The following is a 16,223-nucleotide window of genomic DNA, read 5'->3' as shown; positions in this document are numbered from 1 at the left end:
CACGCCGGGTCCAGAGTGGGACCCTGATGTTTCTAGGCGTCTCGGAGTCTAGCGGGAAGGCCGCTCTGGATGCTGACAGGGATGTGTTTGTCTTGCAGGTTCAGAGCTTAACCATCTGTTCTGCTCTGGGTGCCTGTTTGTTCGTCTGGGCCCATCAGCGCTGACCCGCGCCGCACGCACGACGATGCCGCGCTAATAACAAGACCTAAGCCAACGTTACGTTTCGCCATCGCTCGATCCAGTGATCGACTGCTGAGCGCGGCTTGCTTGTGGGCGAGTGGTCACCGGATGTTCCGTTACAGGCGCCGTGCCTGGGGCGGTAGCGTGTTTGAAATGGATGTATCGGGCTGCTGCTAGAGAAAAACGGTTGACGATCGAAAAAGAGGCCCGCTGATCGAATGTGCAACTGTCGGGGATATTTGCGGTCTGTTGCGTGTCTATGCCTCCTCACAGCAGCCAGGCGACGCGGCCAGAGGGCGGGTATGTACAACAATTTATCTCCGAGAAGGGATTCCATATGAGGAAGATCACGCTTCCATGCTTAACGCTGCTGTGCCTTGCAGCTACCCAGAGTTGGGCGCAGAGCGAGCGAGAGCCCCGTTACATTCAGCTGGGTGGGTTCGAATTCACCCCGACGCTGGTGGTGCGAGAAAGTTATGACGACAACTATCGCGGCCTGTCGGACAACGAACAGGCGTCCTGGGTCACCGGCATTAATCCAACGTTCGTGCTGGGGACAGGTAATCGCAACAGCGAATACGAACTCGAATACTCGCTCAACAGCGACATCTTCCATTCGGATTCCGAAGCCAGCAACACCGACCACCATTTGCGGCTCAGAAGCGCCATGGAATTCACCTCCCGGCATCGCCTGACCTGGGGACTTGCCTATCACCGTGTGGAAGAGACCGCCGACACGGAGGTCAACACCGAGAACGACAAGTACAGCACTGCCGTTGCCCAGGCAGCTTATCGTTTCGGTGCCCGCACTGCTCGCAACCAGCTGGAGTTCGGCACGCACTACGAGCAGCGTCGTTACCACAACAGCGGCAACATCAATGCGTCGGAAGAACGTGACAGCCTGATGTTCAACTCCATCTGGTTCCATCGGCTGGGTTCCAAGACCCGCTCGCTGGTTGAAGTTCGCCATACCGACCACGACTACAAGCTCTCAAGCGCGTTGCGCGACAGCACCAACGTGGCATTGCTTGGCGGTGCTACCTGGGACGCGACCTCGAAGACCTCCGGCACGTTCAAGCTGGGTGCCGAGCGCAAGGACTTCGACAGCGATCAGCGTGAAGACTTCACCAGCCCCATGTGGGAAGTCGGTGTCACCTACAAGCCGCGTAGCTATTCGGCGTTCACCATTAATTCTCGCCGCGCCTTCGACGAAGGCGATAACGGGGCCAGCACCATCAACGACTGGACCACTATCGCCTCTTGGGATCACGAGTGGACGTCGCGGATCTCGAGCGAGCTGCTCTACCGCTTCTCGGATCGCGAGTACGAAGGGATTAACCGGGACGACGAACGCACGGGCTATGGCGCCGGTGTTACCTGGTCTCCGGATCGCTGGGTCGACGTGACCCTTTCCTACCTCAGGACGGAAAACGACTCCAGCCTGAGCTCGGAAACCTACGACCGTAACGTTTACCTGCTGAGTTTCGACCTGAGCCTCTGAGCCCAGGTAGGACGTTAACCCGTGCCTAAGGAGGAGCCGCCGATGCGCATCCCGAACATGTTCAAACTCTTTTCACTGCTGCTGATGCTGGCGTTCAGCGCCGGCGCCGCCGCTGCGCAATACCAGTTGGGCTCGGGCGATGTCATTCGCATCAATGTGCATGGCGAACCGGACCTGACCTTCGAAGAGCTACGTCTGACCGACGCCGGCACGTTCACCTTCCCCTTCATCGGCGAGGTAGATGCCAATGGCAAAACACCGGGCGAAGTTCGCAATCTACTGGTCGAGAAGCTGAAGGATGGCTATCTGGTTGACCCCCGGGTGTCGGTATCGGTTGCCAACTATCGCGAGTTCTACATCGCGGGTGAGGTAAAGCTTCCAGGCGGTTATCCATTCCAGCCCGGCCTGACACTCGACCGCGCCATCGCGTTGGCGGGCGGTCTGACCGAGCGTGCCTCGACCAAACGCATGACTATCGTGCGCGGCTCGCAAGGCAGCCGCGAGGAGGAGAAAGCCACCATGAATACCCTGGTTCGCCCTGGCGACACGATCAACATCGATGAAGGATTCTTCTGATGAACAGCCCAGTTCGCCCGGATCGACCATGGCAGCGCCCCGCTGGGCCTGCGGCTGATAGCGACTTCATAGATCTGAAAAAGATCTGGCATGCAATCTGGTCGCGCAAGTGGGGAATCGTCCTGCTCGTTGCGGTCGTTGCGGTATTAACGCTGTTCCTGCTGTCGCGCATGACGCCGATCTACAAGGCTGTCGCTACAGTGCTCATCGAGTCCAAGGGGACACCAGTTCTGTCGTTCCAGCCGGCAGCCGATACCCCCGTCGAGCTCAGCGAGTATCTGCAGACGCAGCTCAGCCTGATGCAAAGCCGGGGCGTTGCCGAGCGTGTCGTGCGCGACCTGAATCTGACCGAGCACCCCGAGTTCGATCTGCGTCAGCAGCCGGGCCCGCTGGTTGATATTGGTGGTCTCATCGATACGCTGACGGGCGAAGAACCCGAGCCGATCACTGAAGCGGAGGTCATGGATTACGCCACGCAGAAGTTCATGGAGCGCACTTCGGTCTGGGTTGAAGGCAAAAGCCAGCTGGTCTACCTCGCAGTGTCCATGGCCGACAACCTGACTGCGGCACAGGCCACTAACCAGTTGGCGCAGGCCTATATCGAAGCGCAGCTGGAAGCCAAGGTCGACATGTCGATGACGGCGGCCAGCTGGATGAATGAGCGCCTGGTTTCCCTGCGTGAGAACTTGCAAGCCTCGGAAGATCGCCTGCAGGCATATCTCGACGCGGAAGGGCTGGTCGACCTCAATGGCGTCGGCACCATCAGCGCCAACGAGCTGTCGCTCACCGGTGATCGTATGATCGATGCACGTCGCCAGCGTGCCGAGGCCGAAAGCCAGTACCGCCAGGTCCAGTCCATGCGCAGCCAAGGCTGGGAGCGTCTGGCCAGCGTACCGGCTGTTCTGGGTCATCCGTTGATCCAGCAGTTCAAGGCTGACCAGGCCCATGCCCGTTCGCGCGTCGAAGATCTTTCGCGTCGCTACGGCAATCGTCACCCGGCGATGGTTTCGGCTCGGTCGGATTTGAACGCCGCTACTGCCAGCTTGAAGCAGCAGGTCGAGCAAGTCGTCGCCAGCATCGAGCGCAACTATCAGTTGGCCGTCGCCAACGAAAGCTCGTTGAAGGCGTCTTTCGACGAGAACAAGGACCGAATCCAGGACATCTCCCGCAAAGAGTTCAAAGTGCGTGATCTTCAGCGTGAGGTCGAAAGCGACCGAGCGCTCTACGACACCTTCATGACTCGCCTGCAGGAAACCACCGCGACCTCCGATCTGAGTTCGACCAATGCTCGCGTGGTCGATGCGGCCATCCCGCCAACCGAACCCAGCGCGCCGAACAAGAAGCTAATTCTGGTGGTGGCGTTGTTCCTGGCGCTGGTGCTGGGTATTGCTCAGGCGATCATCCGCGAAATTCTCGACAACACCTTCAAGAGCTCCGAAGAGGTCGAGTCCAAGCTGGGTCTGCCTGTCATGGGTATCGTCCCGCAGGTGCCGCGCAAGTTGCGTAAGGAAGTCAGCCATCTGTTCGAGCGTAGCGGCGACAAGCGTTTCTGCGAAGCGGTACGGACCATCCGGACCAACTTGCTGTTGACCGAGGCCAGCCAGCCTCGTCAGGTCCTGGTCATCACCTCGACCGCGCCGGGGGAAGGTAAGAGTTCGGTCTCTGCCAACCTCGCGTTTGCCATGGGGCAGTTGCATCGTGTCCTGCTGATCGACGCCGACCTGCGCCGCGCAACCCTCGACAAAGCGTTCGATTTCAAGCCGGGCACGCCTGGCCTGGTCAACCTGATCGGTGGCAATGCCAAGCTCGAAGATTGCATCCATACGGTCGGCAATGTGGACATGATCGCCGCCGGTGCGGTGCCATCCAATCCGCTGGAACTGCTGTCTTCGCCGCGCTTCGCCAAACTGCTTGAAGTGGTCAAAGGCCGTTACGACCGCATCATCATCGATTCGCCGCCGAGCCAGGCGGTCAGCGATGCCGCGGTTCTGTCGACGCTCGCCGACGCGGTGATCTACGTCGTCAAGTCCGACAGCACGCTGATACCTCACGTGCAGAAAGGCGTGAGCCAGCTGCAGAACAGCAACGCGCCGGTCACTGGCGTGGTGCTCAACCACGTCGATATCGAGAAAGCCAAGAAGAACGGTCAGTTCCGTGGCTACTACGACCATTACGGATACAGCGAGCCACAAACGGTGTGATCCGGCTCGTTTAATCCTTTACCGGGGCGTGTCCAGCCATGCAATTGGCCCGCCCCGGATTGACTGTCTGCCCAAGCAAGAAAATTGCGCCAACGGCCACCAAAAAGGGTCGCGCCGAGGCACGCCTGTATCAATGTCTGAATCGAGGATCCTGCTATGAATATCACCGTCGTTGGAAGCGGCTACGTCGGGTTGGTTACCGGAGCCTGTATCGCGGAGATGGGTAACACGGTCTACTGCGTCGACGTCGACAAGACCAAGATCGATAACCTGAAGCAGGGCATTCTGCCGATCTACGAGCCGGGCCTCGAAGAGATCGTCACCGAAAACCATCAGTCTGGCCGTTTGCATTTCACCACCTCGCTGTCCGAGGCGGTCGAGCAATCCGAGGTGTTCTTCATTGCGGTAGGCACTCCGCCGGGCGAGGATGGTTCCGCCGATTTGCGCTACGTGCTGGAAGTCGCCAAGCAGATTGGTGACATGTTGACTGGCCCGGCGATCGTGGTGAACAAATCGACCGTCCCGGTGGGCACGGCGGACCTGGTGCGTGCAGCGATCACCGAGCGGCTTGAGGCGCGTGGCGTCGAGATCGAATTTTCAGTCGTCTCGAATCCTGAGTTCCTCAAGGAAGGTGCCGCGGTCAATGACTTCATGCACCCGGACCGCATCGTTATCGGTGCTGACAACGAGCACGCTCGCCAGGTTATGAGCGCGCTCTATGCACCCTTTATCCGCAATCGTCCGCGCACCATGTTCATGGGGATTCGCGACGCGGAGATGACCAAATACGCCGCTAACGCAATGCTCGCCACCAAGATCTCCTTCATGAACGAGATCGCCAGCCTGTGCGAGCGTCTCGACGTGGACGTCGAGAACGTGCGCCTGGGCATCGGCTCGGATGAGCGCATCGGCTACCACTTTATTTATGCCGGCTGCGGCTATGGCGGCTCCTGCTTCCCGAAAGACGTCAAGGCGCTGATCAACATTGCCCATCAGAACGACTTCGAGCCCAAGCTGCTGCAGGCGGTTGAATCGCGCAACGACCAGCAGAAACATTCGCTGTTCAACAAGCTGTCCAGCCACTTCAAAGGCGACCTGAGCGGCCGCACCATCGCGGTCTGGGGACTGGCGTTCAAACCTGGTACCGACGACATGCGCGAGGCGCCAAGCGTCGTACTGATCAACAGCCTGATCAATGCCGGCGCCAAGGTCCGCGCGTTCGACCCGGTCGCCCGCGAAACGGCCCGTCGCGAATTCCCCGAGAGCTGGTTCACCGACGGCCTTTTGCAGATCGTCGAAGGCCAATACGAAGCGGCCATCGATGCTGACGCGCTGTGCCTGGTCACCGAATGGAAGCCGTTCCGCCGCCCCGATTTCCGTGCGCTCAAGAAGCTGTTGAAGACGCCGCTGATCATCGACGGGCGTAACCAGTACGACCGCGAGCAGGTCAAGCGTGAAGGCTTCAGCTATTACGGCATTGGCCGTCAGCCGGTTCACGCCTGAGCGAGGGGCTGCGAGTGAGCGCCATCGATCAGTCCAGCATGCGGCGCGGTTCGTCTCCGGTGAGAGAACGTCTGGCCGCACTGCTGCACACGAGCATGCGCAGCAAGCTGCTGCGCAATATCTTGACCGTGGTGACCGGCACTGCCGGTGCGCAGGCGATCACCCTGGCCTTCATGCCGGTGATCACGCGCATTTACGGTCCGGAAGCGTACGGGGTTCTCGGCACCTTTCTCAGCGTCACGATGATGTTGATCCCGGTCGCTGCGCTTACCTATCCCATCGCGATCGTGCTGCCCAAGCGCGATGGCGATGCGCGGGGGTTGGTGCGATTGGCGCTGGCGATAGCTTTGTCGCTGGCGACGGTGGTTGCGCTGGCGTTGCAGTTCTTTGGCGATCAGCTTGCTCGGACACTCGAGATCGAGATCATCCAGCCGTACCTGATGCTCATCCCGTTCGTGATGTTCTGTGGCGCTGCGCTCGAGATCTGTCAGCAGTGGCTTTTTCGCACCCAGCGGTTCCGTATCACGGCGAGCGTGGCGGTGGGGCACTCGTTGCTGTTCAATTCGATGCGGACCGTGGCTGGTCTGGTGCAGTCGTCTGCGCTGGTGCTGGTCTGCACCACTGCTCTGCAACAAGCGCTGCACGCAGCGATGTTGGGGCTGGCGATGCTGCGGGCCAAGCCTCATACGGACAATCATGCAGATGAAGTCGAGCAGGGCGGCCCCGGCATGCTCGAACTGGCTCGCAGGCACAGCGATTTCCCCCGGTTTCGCGCGCCGGTGATGTTGATCAATGCCGTGTCGCAGCATTTGCCGACGTTGGTGCTCGCCGCCTACTTCGGTCCGGCGGCTGCCGGTTTCTTCGCCCTGTGCAAGCAGGCGCTGACGATGCCGACCAACTTGATTGGCAAATCAGTGGCCGACGTCTATTACCCACGCATCAGCCGCGCCATCCATGACCGCGAGCCGGTCGCGGCGATGCTGCTGAAGGCGACCGCCGCACTGGGGCTGGTCGGCTTGGTGCCGTTTTCCCTGGTGGCCGTGTTCGGCCCATGGCTGTTTGCACTGGTATTCGGTGAACAGTGGCATGTGGCCGGCGAATACGCCCGCTGGCTGGCCCTGGCCGAGTACGTGATCTTCGTCTCGCGCCCTTGCGTGGTCGCGGTTCCGGCACTGTCGCTGCAAGCCCGTTTCCTGCTGTTCGAGATCTTCAGCACCAGCTTGCGTGTGCTCTCGCTGTTTGGCGGTGCGCTGTTGATCGGCACCGCGCTGGCCACCGTTCAGGCCTTCGCCGTTGCCAGCATCGTCATCTATTCGTCGCTGATGGTGATCGTGTTGATTGCGTCGCGCAGGTGGTATGCGGCTCAGCAGAACGCGCAGCATCCAGAAGAGAGTTTCGATTGATATGAAAGTAATACATTTGGTCGCTGGCGAATTGACCGGTGGCGCCGCGCGTGGTGCGTACTGGCTGCATCAGGGATTGCGATCGCTGGGTGTGGATTCCCTCGTCTACACCAATAGTCAGGAAACCCACGGCGACACCTCTGTGGTATCCGTCAGCCGCAGCAAAAAAGACAAAATCATCAGCATCGCCAGAAGCCAGGCCGATCAAGCGTTCGCCAGCGTCTATCGCAAGCGCCAGTCGGGCATGTTCAGCGCAGGCGTCATGGGCGCCGATTTCACTGACAGCGCCGAGTGTCGCGAGGCCGACGTAGTGCATTTGCACTGGGTCAATGGTGGCTTCGTCGACATGAAGCATCTCGCCAAACTGCGTAAGCCGATTGTCTGGACCATGCGTGACATGTGGCCAATGACCGGCGGCTGCCATTACGCCATGGGCTGCGAAAAATTCACCACGGGTTGCGGCAGTTGCGATCAGCTGGGTAGCCAATCCGACAGAGACCTGTCGCGCTTCGTACTCAACCGCAAGCGCAAGTACCTGCCCGAATCGATGAAGATGATTGGCATCAGCGACTGGGTGTCCGAACAGGCCAGGCAGAGCCTGCTGTTCCGCGACTTCGACGTTCGCACCATCCACAACAATGTGGATGCCAGCGAATTCTTCCCGCTGGACAAGGCCCTTGCCCGGCAATTGCTGGGACTGACCACCGAGAAAAAGATCATCCTCACCGGCTGCACCAGCGCCAAAGACACCTACAAAGGCTTCGGCAAGTATCTGGAGATGCTTACGCACCTGGATCCAGCCAAGTACCACCTGTGTTTTTTTGGCAAGTTGGACCAGTCCATCGCCGACGCCTTGGGCTTCGACTACACCTCGTTCGGCTACCTGCACGACAGCATCTCGCTGCGCCTGCTGTATTCGGCGGCGGATGTGTTCATCGCTCCGAGCCTGATGGAAGCGTTCGGCAAAACCTTGGCCGAAGCCATGGGCTGCGGTACGCCCGTGGTGTGCTTCGACGCCACCGGTCCCAAAGACATCGTGACCCACAAGCAAGATGGCTATAAGGCCGCGCCCTTCGATGCCCAGGGTTTAGCCGAGGGAGTCGAGTGGGTCACCGGCGAGGCGGACTATCAGCAGCTCGTGCTCAATGCGCGGGACAAGATCACCAGCACCTTCGACAGTCCTGTAATTGCCCGCCAATACCAGGCGCTGTACCAGGAAATGCTCGCATGAACGGTCCGTTCGTCCGCGCCGGGCAGGGCGGTAACGCCCCGTTAACGTCAACGGCCAACTATCGACTCAATCAGCTGCAAGGCGAGGCAGAGCGCTTGGTCGCCTCTGCGCTGTCTGCCCAGCATCAACTCAATACCCCTCTCGTCATCTGGAACCTACAGGTACTCTGAAATGGAAAAGAAACGCGCGCTGATCACCGGAATTACTGGCCAGGACGGTTCCTATCTCGCTGAGTTTCTGCTGGAAAAGGGCTACGAGGTACACGGCATCAAACGCCGTGCGTCGTCGTTCAATACGCAGCGGGTCGACCACATCTATCAGGACCGTCACGTTGAAGACCAGAACTTCGTGCTGCACTACGGCGACCTGACCGATTCGTCGAACCTGACCCGCATCATCCAGGAGGTCCAGCCGGACGAGGTCTACAACCTCGGCGCTCAATCCCACGTCGCGGTCAGCTTCGAGTCGCCTGAATACACTGCCGATGTCGATGGTATGGGCGCCTTGCGCATCCTTGAAGCTATTCGTCTGCTGGGCCTGGAAAAGAAGACACGCTTCTACCAGGCCTCGACTTCCGAACTCTATGGCCTGGTCCAGGAGATCCCGCAGAAGGAAACCACGCCGTTCTACCCGCGTTCTCCTTATGCGGTGGCCAAGCTCTATGCCTACTGGATCACCGTGAACTACCGCGAAGCCTACGGTATGTACGCCTGCAACGGGATTCTCTTCAACCACGAGTCGCCACGCCGTGGCGAGACCTTCGTGACGCGCAAGATCACCCGGGGCCTGGCGAACATCGCCCAGGGGCTCGAGACGTGCTTGCACATGGGCAACCTCGATGCGCTACGCGATTGGGGACATGCCAAAGACTACGTGCGCATGCAGTGGATGATGCTGCAGCAGGATCAGGCCGAAGACTTCGTCATCGCTACTGGTGTGCAGTACTCGGTGCGTGAGTTCATCAAGTGGTCGGCTGCCGAGCTGGGCGTTGAGTTGCGCTTCGAGGGGAGCGGCATCGAAGAACGCGCCATCGTTGCCGGTATCGAAGGGGACAAGGCGCCGGCACTGAAGGTCGGTGACGTCGTTGTCCGTATCGATCCGCGCTACTTCCGTCCCGCGGAAGTGGAAACCCTGCTCGGCGATCCGAGCAATGCCAAGAACAAGCTGGGCTGGACGCCTGAGATCAGCGTGCAGGAAATGTGCGCCGAAATGGTTCGTGAGGACCTCAAGGTCGCCCAGCGCCATGCCCTGCTCAAAGAGCACGGTTTCGAAATTCCAGTGAGTGTGGAGAACTGAATATGAATCGTGACGCACGTATTTTCGTTGCGGGACATCGTGGCATGGTGGGTTCTGCGATCGTCCGCCGCTTGCAAGCGCTGGGATACACCAACCTCATCACGCGCGGTCGTGAAGAGCTGGATCTGGTCGATCAGGCGGCGGTCAATGCCTTCTTTGCTGAAAACAAAATCGATCAGGTGTACATGGCCTCGGCCAAGGTCGGCGGTATCCATGCCAACAACACCTATCCGGCCGAGTTCATCTACCAGAACCTGATGGTCGAGGCGAACATCATCCACGCGGCGCACGTCAACGATGTGAACAAGCTGTTGTTCCTCGGCTCGTCCTGCATCTATCCAAAGCATGCCGAGCAGCCGATGAAAGAAGAGGCGCTGGTGACCGGCGTGCTGGAACCGACGAATGAGCCTTACGCGGTTGCGAAAATCGCCGGCATCAAGCTCTGTGAAAGCTACAACCGCCAGTATGGGCGGGACTATCGCAGCGTCATGCCGACCAATCTCTACGGTCCCAACGACAACTTCCATCCGGAAAACAGCCACGTGGTGCCAGCGCTGCTCAAGCGTTTTCACGAAGCGACCCAGCGTGGCGACAACGAAGTGGTGATCTGGGGCAGTGGCAAGCCTCAGCGTGAATTTCTCCACGTCGACGACATGGCCGCCGCCAGCGTGCACGTGATGGAACTGGACGACGAAACGTACCAGGCCCACACCCAGCCGATGCTTTCGCACATCAACGTCGGTACTGGCGTGGACTGCAGCATTCGCGAACTGGCGGAAACCATTGCGCGGGTCACTGAATACCAGGGTGAGTTGAAGTTCGACAGCAGCAAGCCGGATGGCACGCCGCGCAAGCTGATGGATGTCTCGCGCCTCAAGGCACTGGGCTGGCAGTCGAGCATCAGCCTGGAAGACGGTCTGCGCGACGCCTATCGCTGGTTCGTCGAAAACCAGCACCAGGCGCGTCACTGACCGAAAAGAGTAGCCGCCAGGGATGCATCTTGCGGCAGCGGACCTTTCTTCCGCTGCTGTTGTCCATCCATGGCGCACGTTTTCCTCGCCGCAGTGGGCCGCCACATCCCAGTCATCAGGATGGGCTGCTCGGTTCTATGTTTCGCCACGTCAATCGGATACTGGAGAGAGCGCTTGTTAAGGAAAGTTCTGGCGTACAAGAATCTGTTGTTCATCCTGTTACTGCTGAACTCGACCTGCTTCTTCCTGACGGATGACAAACGGGCCGGGATCGCGTACTTCCAAGAGCTGTTCCTGCTGCTTGTGGTGGCGGCAACGGCCTGTCTGTTCGTGGCGTGGAAATGGGTCTATCAGTCCAAGACGAGCCTGTGGATCATTTTCATGGGCTGCCTGTTACCGGTGATCTCGGCGGTACTCGCCAACCTGAACTTCGGTCAGCCGCTGGCGTATGGCTTGCTGGAAGAACGTCGTTTCTTCCAGTACCTGGTGTTCTTCCCGACGCTGTTCTTGTTGGTCAAGGCATCTCCCACCCAGGAAGAGCTGGCGAAGTACTTTCTGTATGTCGCACTGTTTTGCGCGACGTTGGGCTTTGCCTACTACTTCGGGATCATCCCCCAAAACCAGGTTGCCTCGTTCACCGTCGATGACTGGACGCAATATGAAGACCTGCTGCGCCCGAACCGCTTTCGTATCGGCTCGCCGTTCGTGACCGTTGCCGTGTTCATGGTGATGTACAGCATGAAGGACCGCGTCACTCTTGGGCGGCTGGCCATTCTTCTCTATTTCGTCGCCTACCTTTGGTTGGTCATGCAAACACGCCAGACCATGCTGGTCTGGGCGCTGGCCGGGGTATGGATTTTCCGCAAGCGTATCGACTCGTTAATGAAGCTGAGTGCGCTGGGTGTGATGGTTCTGGTGGTGTCGTACCTGCTGGTTCCGGAGTTTTATCATGAGCAGTTCGCACGCTTCGACGCCTTGCTGTTCGATGCGACATCCGGACCTGGGGTGCGTGACACGACTGTTTCGGTGATTCTCGACGCCATTAGCGCCAACAATTATTTCGGTATGGGCGCGCTGTCCCTGCAATGGAATGGCGGGTTCTCAAGGATCTATAACTCGCACTTCTATCTGGCCGATGTCGGAATATTCGGCGTCTATCACCGCTACGGTTTCCTAACGCCAGTCGTAGTCCTGATGTTCTATGGCGGCTTTATCTGGGTCATGCGCCAGTGTTCGGACAAGGGCAATCTTCTTGCCGCATTACAGCTTTCGTTCGTGGTGAGCATGCTGAATATTACGCTGTCCAACGCGCTGACGTTCTCGGGCGACGTGTATGGAATGGCGGCTGCGTTCTTCCTCTATTACGCCAAGTTACAGATGGCGGATGCTCCTCTCAATGCAAATCTAGAACAGGTGAATTATGGTCAATTTCAGTATCGTAACTATAAACTGGAATAATTTTGATGGCCTGAAGGAAACCTATCGGAGCCTGGCCAGCCAGACTTACCGGAACTTTCGCTGGATCGTGATTGACGGTGCGTCAAAAGATGGTAGTGGCGAGTGGCTGCGAAGCCTGGATGACAGTCAGGCAGAAATCACAATAGAGCCGGACAAAGGCATCTACGATGCAATGGAAAAAGGTCGCCAAAGAGCTGTTGAGACCCCCGGCTATACCCTGTTTCTAAACAGTGGCGATTCCTTTGCTGACCCGAATGTACTTGAGCGGATCAATGAAGAATTAACGACAGCCACCGTCGAACCAAAATTCATTTACGGCGATTTTTATCGCAAAGAAGCTAGCGGCGAGTTGAAGCGTACCGCCGCTCGGTCCATTGATCGCGCACCGCTTGGTTTGCCGGCTAGCCATCAAACGATGTACTTCGAGAACGAGCGGCTGCAGCGGTTCACGTTCCGGTTGGATTACAAGTTGTCGGCCGATTACTGCTTGCTGCTCGAATTTCTCCAAGGACTGGACCTACAGGCTGAAGTTCTTCAGTTGCCTTTCCCGCTGTGCATTTTCGATACAACCGGTGTTTCACATAAACGACGCTTCGAGGCGATTCGTGAAGACATGGATATCAGGCAGCGCTTTCTGAAGTTTTCCAAACCCAATGCGTTAGCGCTCTATGCGCTGCATTACGTGCATACGCACTCCAAGCAATTGCGCGCCTCGTTGGGGCGCTGAGCAACAGGTAACCGACCTAAGAAAAATGGACTGTCAAAAGAACAGGGTGCAGGAGAGAGTTCGATGAATTACCGAAGCCTGAATGATCTGTCGCGGCTGAGTACAGAATGTGCCGGCAAAATTCCCAACGATGTCGATCTGGTTGTCGGCATACCAAGAAGTGGGATGTTGGTCGCCAGCATCATTGCGCTGAAACAGAATCTTCCGTTGACGGATCTCTACTCATTCCTGCGCAACGACGACCTGAAGAAGGGCAGCACCCGCACCTACAAGCACGCTGAACTGGTCAAACCAATGGAGGCGAAAAAGATTCTGCTGGTCGACGACAGTATTTCCTCGGCCAAGTCGATGCGTGCCGCGGAAGAACAGGTTCGTGCGAGCTATGACGGCCAGGTGGTGACCATGGCGGTATTTGCCGAGAAACATAATCGGCACCATGTCGACTTTCATCTCGAGCTCGTCGAACAGCCTCGGGTCTTCGAATGGAACGTCATGCACCATCCTTACCTGGCGCAAGCGTGCCTGGATATCGACGGTGTGCTCTGTGTCGACCCGACCAACGAAGAGAACGATGACGGGCCGAACTACCGGGAATTTCTCAGCTGCACGCGCCCTTTATTCATTCCCTCGGTCAAGGTCGCGCACTTGGTGACCAGCCGGCTGGAGAAGTATCGCGCCGAAACGGAAGAATGGCTGGAACGCAACGGCGTGCAGTACGGAACGCTGCACATGCTGGATCTGCCCACCGCCGAAGAACGTCGGCGTTTGAACATCCATCACAAGTTCAAGGCGGAGGTATATGCCAATCAACCGCTGACACGGCTGTTCGTCGAAAGCGAAGTTAGGCAGGCCGTCGAGATCATGAAGCTCAGCCGCAAGCCGGTCTACTGCATCGAGACCAATGAGATGTACGTGCCTGGGCAGGTCTATAACCTCAAGGCCAATACGCTGCGGAAAACTCACAGTCTCAAAGCGAAACTGATTGGGAAGGCCAAGTCGATATTGAGCAGGTGGGCGCCCGTAGCGCCATCATCGAAGAGTTGAAGGCGAGGTTGGTTGTGTATCCAGGGTGCAACCAACCTGCCGTCCGCGTGAATACAGTCAGTGTTTAGGTCCGATGCGCGTGCATTCGCCCTGACCGACGTATTTGCTGAGTACATCCCACTGAGGGCGGTCTCGGCCGTCCTTGGTGGGTTCGACGGATAGTTTGTATTTGCCCCAGGAAGAGCCCGCCGCCCAGTAGGTGATCGGGATGCAGTGCTCCTGCAGATAAGCCAGCAAGTTATCCATGGCTTCGAGGTAGCGAGGTTCATCGGCGGGAATGCCGAACTCGCCGATATGGCCTTGTTTGTCGTGTTCGATCAGCCAGTCGATAAAGGGTTTGACTCGCTTGACGCCTAGCATGGTGTCGAAGTTTTTCGCCAGCGGCTCCTTGTAATGTCCGCTGCCGTGTTTATCGATGTACAGATGAGCTGAAAATATCAACTTGTCGGAGGGGTCTTTCAGTTGCAACAACGGATCATTGAATTTCGGCCAACGATAACTGCTAGACCAGAAGTTGCCCTCGATAAGCAGGGGCCGCTTCTGGTCATGTTTTCTGATGGCGTCGATACCGGCCTGAGCGGCGGCCGGCCAGTATTCATCGGCGCCATGTGGCTCGTTCATGATGTCGTAGGCATAAAGACCTTTTTCATCTTTCCAACGCTTGGCCACACGTTCGAGCAGATCGGCATACGCCGATATCGGCACGGCCTCGGTGCCGATTATCTGCTTGCGATAACGGGCATAGTTATGAATATCGAGGATGACGCGCATGTCGTATTCAGCGGCCTGTTGCAGAGTCTGGTCGATCAGTTCCGCATAGTCCTCGTCAAGTTCGGCGTTCAACGCTGGTTGCAGGCGCTCCCACATAATGGGGAAGCGGATGGTCTCGATACCCTTGGCTTTCCATTCGGCAAGGTAGCCGGGCGCAGGGAAGAAATAATTTGTTTTATATTTTCCGGGGATGACATTACCGGAAAATGCGGCTCCGCCAATATTCAATCCAATCAGATCGATATTTTCTGCGTAGCTGACGGCACTCGAGAGGGCAAGCGTGAGTCCGAGGAGTATTCCTTTTGACCGGTCCGAAGCGCTGCGTGTCCTTAACATCTCTCTACCTCATTCTGCTCTTTGGGACGATACCGCGGCTGCGGTTGCTTCGTTTGTCCGGTGACGGCAGGCATTGTTCATTTTTGACAGGCGAATCTTTCCGCCTGGCGGCGCACGACCACCAAGACTGCTGTCGGACGCCAACAACTTTTTTCACGGGTTACAGACAGAGAATCTATTTATGAAAAATCCCCTCACCAAAAGGATGGATCCTTTGATAGGGAAGCTGAAACTATTGGAAGAAGCCGATACAGGTCCTTTCATCTCTGAACTGAAAAAGCGTGACTCACCGACGATTCTTGGCTTTCTCAATCAGCACGGCTACAACATTGCGCAGCGTCAGCCGGCGGTGTTGGATAGCTTTCTGCAGGTCAACTACCTCTTGCGCGACGGGATTGGCATCAAGATGGCCTGCTCATTCAATGGGCGGGATCCGAAGGCCAACCTCAACGGGTCAGACTTCATTCCTGAGCTGATCGAGGATCTGGTAGGCGAGTCCAAAGACCGCTACGAGCTGTTTGCCATGGGCACCCGTGAACCCTGGCTCAGCGAGGGTGCGCGCAATCTGTTCGGAAACAGGCATTTCCATGCCATCGATGGCTTCAAGGAGCCTGAGGATTATCTGGCGTTCTACCAGAAGCACCACGTACCTGGTCGCTATCCAATCATCGTGCTGGCCATGGGGATGCCCAAGCAGGAGCGCGTTGCGCTGCACCTGCAGAAGGCCATGGATACCCGTGCGCTGTTGATTTGCGGCGGCGCCATTCTGGACTTTTCGGCGCAGCGTTTTCCCCGTGCCCCAATTGTTTTTCGCCGCCTGGGGTTGGAGTGGGCGTTCCGCATGCTCATCGAGCCGCGCCGGCTGTTCAAGCGTTATGCCATCGGTATACCCGTCTTCTTCTATTACCTGTCGCGTAACGCACTCTCCAGTGCTCGCCGTGTAGGCGACTGGAACGCGCTCAAGCGCGAGCCCTGAGCAATCCCCGCTGTCTGTCGTATGGCCATGGAAGGTTGCGGCAGAAAGG

At 57.9% G+C, this 16,223-nt stretch carries 14 protein-coding genes; 13 read left to right on the top strand and 1 reads right to left on the bottom strand.

The window, feature by feature from the left end:
- Nucleotides 1–517: 517 nt before the first annotated feature.
- From RT21_RS06620 to RT21_RS06570, 12 genes are all read left to right on the top strand, one after another.
- Nucleotides 518–1,681, top strand: coding sequence for an outer membrane beta-barrel protein (locus tag RT21_RS06620; RefSeq protein ID WP_046162088.1), 1,164 nt, complete (start codon nt 518–520; stop codon nt 1,679–1,681).
- 42 nt (nt 1,682–1,723) lie between these two features.
- A complete protein-coding gene (locus RT21_RS06615; protein ID WP_045429129.1) occupies nt 1,724–2,257 on the top strand; it encodes a polysaccharide biosynthesis/export family protein in 534 nt (177 codons plus the stop codon).
- On the top strand, nt 2,257–4,458 hold the full coding sequence (locus RT21_RS06610; RefSeq protein WP_045429127.1) for a GumC family protein: 2,202 nt from the start codon (nt 2,257–2,259) through the stop codon (nt 4,456–4,458). Before RT21_RS06615 ends, RT21_RS06610 begins: the two co-directional genes overlap by 1 nt.
- 156 nt (nt 4,459–4,614) lie before the next feature.
- A complete protein-coding gene (locus RT21_RS06605) occupies nt 4,615–5,961 on the top strand; it encodes a UDP-glucose dehydrogenase family protein (RefSeq protein ID WP_046162087.1) in 1,347 nt (448 codons plus the stop codon).
- A 14-nt stretch (nt 5,962–5,975) separates the two neighbouring features.
- The gene (locus RT21_RS06600; RefSeq protein ID WP_052724731.1) at nt 5,976–7,364 is read left to right on the top strand and encodes a lipopolysaccharide biosynthesis protein; all 1,389 of its coding nucleotides are present in this window, start codon (nt 5,976–5,978) and stop codon (nt 7,362–7,364) included.
- 1 nt (nt 7,365) lies between these two features.
- On the top strand, nt 7,366–8,595 hold the full coding sequence (locus RT21_RS06595; RefSeq protein WP_046162086.1) for a glycosyltransferase family 4 protein: 1,230 nt from the start codon (nt 7,366–7,368) through the stop codon (nt 8,593–8,595).
- Entirely contained in the window at nt 8,592–8,765 is a 174-nt protein-coding gene (locus RT21_RS23560; RefSeq protein WP_156155715.1) for a hypothetical protein, read from the top strand. Before RT21_RS06595 ends, RT21_RS23560 begins: the two co-directional genes overlap by 4 nt.
- 1 nt (nt 8,766) lies before the next feature.
- Entirely contained in the window at nt 8,767–9,891 is a 1,125-nt protein-coding gene (gene gmd, locus RT21_RS06590; RefSeq protein ID WP_045429122.1) for a GDP-mannose 4,6-dehydratase, read from the top strand.
- Between the two features lie 2 nt (nt 9,892–9,893).
- Nucleotides 9,894–10,862, top strand: a complete 969-nt coding sequence (locus RT21_RS06585) for a GDP-L-fucose synthase (protein ID WP_045429120.1) — start codon at nt 9,894–9,896, stop codon at nt 10,860–10,862.
- A gap of 207 nt (nt 10,863–11,069) precedes the next feature.
- Nucleotides 11,070–12,320: a hypothetical protein gene (locus tag RT21_RS06580; protein ID WP_234463555.1), complete on the top strand. Its 1,251-nt coding sequence runs from the start codon at nt 11,070–11,072 to the stop codon at nt 12,318–12,320.
- Nucleotides 12,283–13,047 (top strand): glycosyltransferase, encoded by a 765-nt coding sequence (locus RT21_RS06575; RefSeq protein ID WP_046162084.1) that lies wholly within the window; start codon nt 12,283–12,285, stop codon nt 13,045–13,047. Before RT21_RS06580 ends, RT21_RS06575 begins: the two co-directional genes overlap by 38 nt.
- A gap of 63 nt (nt 13,048–13,110) precedes the next feature.
- A complete protein-coding gene (locus RT21_RS06570) occupies nt 13,111–14,091 on the top strand; it encodes a phosphoribosyltransferase family protein (RefSeq protein ID WP_046162083.1) in 981 nt (326 codons plus the stop codon).
- A gap of 57 nt (nt 14,092–14,148) precedes the next feature.
- On the opposite strand, the gene RT21_RS06565 is transcribed toward RT21_RS06570, so the two are convergent.
- Nucleotides 14,149–15,198, bottom strand: coding sequence for a glycoside hydrolase family 5 protein (locus RT21_RS06565; RefSeq protein WP_046162082.1), 1,050 nt, complete (start codon nt 15,196–15,198; stop codon nt 14,149–14,151).
- A gap of 181 nt (nt 15,199–15,379) precedes the next feature.
- On the opposite strand from RT21_RS06565, the gene RT21_RS06560 reads away from it, so the two are divergent.
- Entirely contained in the window at nt 15,380–16,174 is a 795-nt protein-coding gene (locus RT21_RS06560) for a WecB/TagA/CpsF family glycosyltransferase (protein WP_234463556.1), read from the top strand.
- Nucleotides 16,175–16,223 lie beyond the last annotated feature (49 nt).

Source organism: Pseudomonas sp. 10B238 (assembly GCF_000970615.1).
Classification (GTDB): domain Bacteria; phylum Pseudomonadota; class Gammaproteobacteria; order Pseudomonadales; family Pseudomonadaceae; genus Stutzerimonas.
The sequence above is the reverse complement of the archived record's forward strand: the minus strand, read 5'-3'. Positions and strand labels throughout refer to the sequence as shown.

Excerpts from the sequence above, each read along its gene's own strand:
- RT21_RS06620 (WP_046162088.1), top strand. The coding sequence starts at position 518 with ATGAGGAAGATCACGCTTCCATGCTTAACGCTGCTGTGCCTTGCAGCT.
- RT21_RS06615 (WP_045429129.1), top strand. The coding sequence starts at position 1,724 with ATGCGCATCCCGAACATGTTCAAACTCTTTTCACTGCTGCTGATGCTG.
- RT21_RS06610 (WP_045429127.1), top strand. The coding sequence starts at position 2,257 with ATGAACAGCCCAGTTCGCCCGGATCGACCATGGCAGCGCCCCGCTGGG.
- RT21_RS06605 (WP_046162087.1), top strand. The coding sequence starts at position 4,615 with ATGAATATCACCGTCGTTGGAAGCGGCTACGTCGGGTTGGTTACCGGA.
- RT21_RS06595 (WP_046162086.1), top strand. The coding sequence starts at position 7,366 with ATGAAAGTAATACATTTGGTCGCTGGCGAATTGACCGGTGGCGCCGCG.
- RT21_RS23560 (WP_156155715.1), top strand. The coding sequence starts at position 8,592 with ATGAACGGTCCGTTCGTCCGCGCCGGGCAGGGCGGTAACGCCCCGTTA.
- gmd (WP_045429122.1), top strand. The coding sequence starts at position 8,767 with ATGGAAAAGAAACGCGCGCTGATCACCGGAATTACTGGCCAGGACGGT.
- RT21_RS06585 (WP_045429120.1), top strand. The coding sequence starts at position 9,894 with ATGAATCGTGACGCACGTATTTTCGTTGCGGGACATCGTGGCATGGTG.
- RT21_RS06575 (WP_046162084.1), top strand. The coding sequence starts at position 12,283 with ATGGTCAATTTCAGTATCGTAACTATAAACTGGAATAATTTTGATGGC.
- RT21_RS06570 (WP_046162083.1), top strand. The coding sequence starts at position 13,111 with ATGAATTACCGAAGCCTGAATGATCTGTCGCGGCTGAGTACAGAATGT.
- RT21_RS06565 (WP_046162082.1), bottom strand. The coding sequence starts at position 15,198 with ATGTTAAGGACACGCAGCGCTTCGGACCGGTCAAAAGGAATACTCCTC.
- RT21_RS06560 (WP_234463556.1), top strand. The coding sequence starts at position 15,380 with ATGAAAAATCCCCTCACCAAAAGGATGGATCCTTTGATAGGGAAGCTG.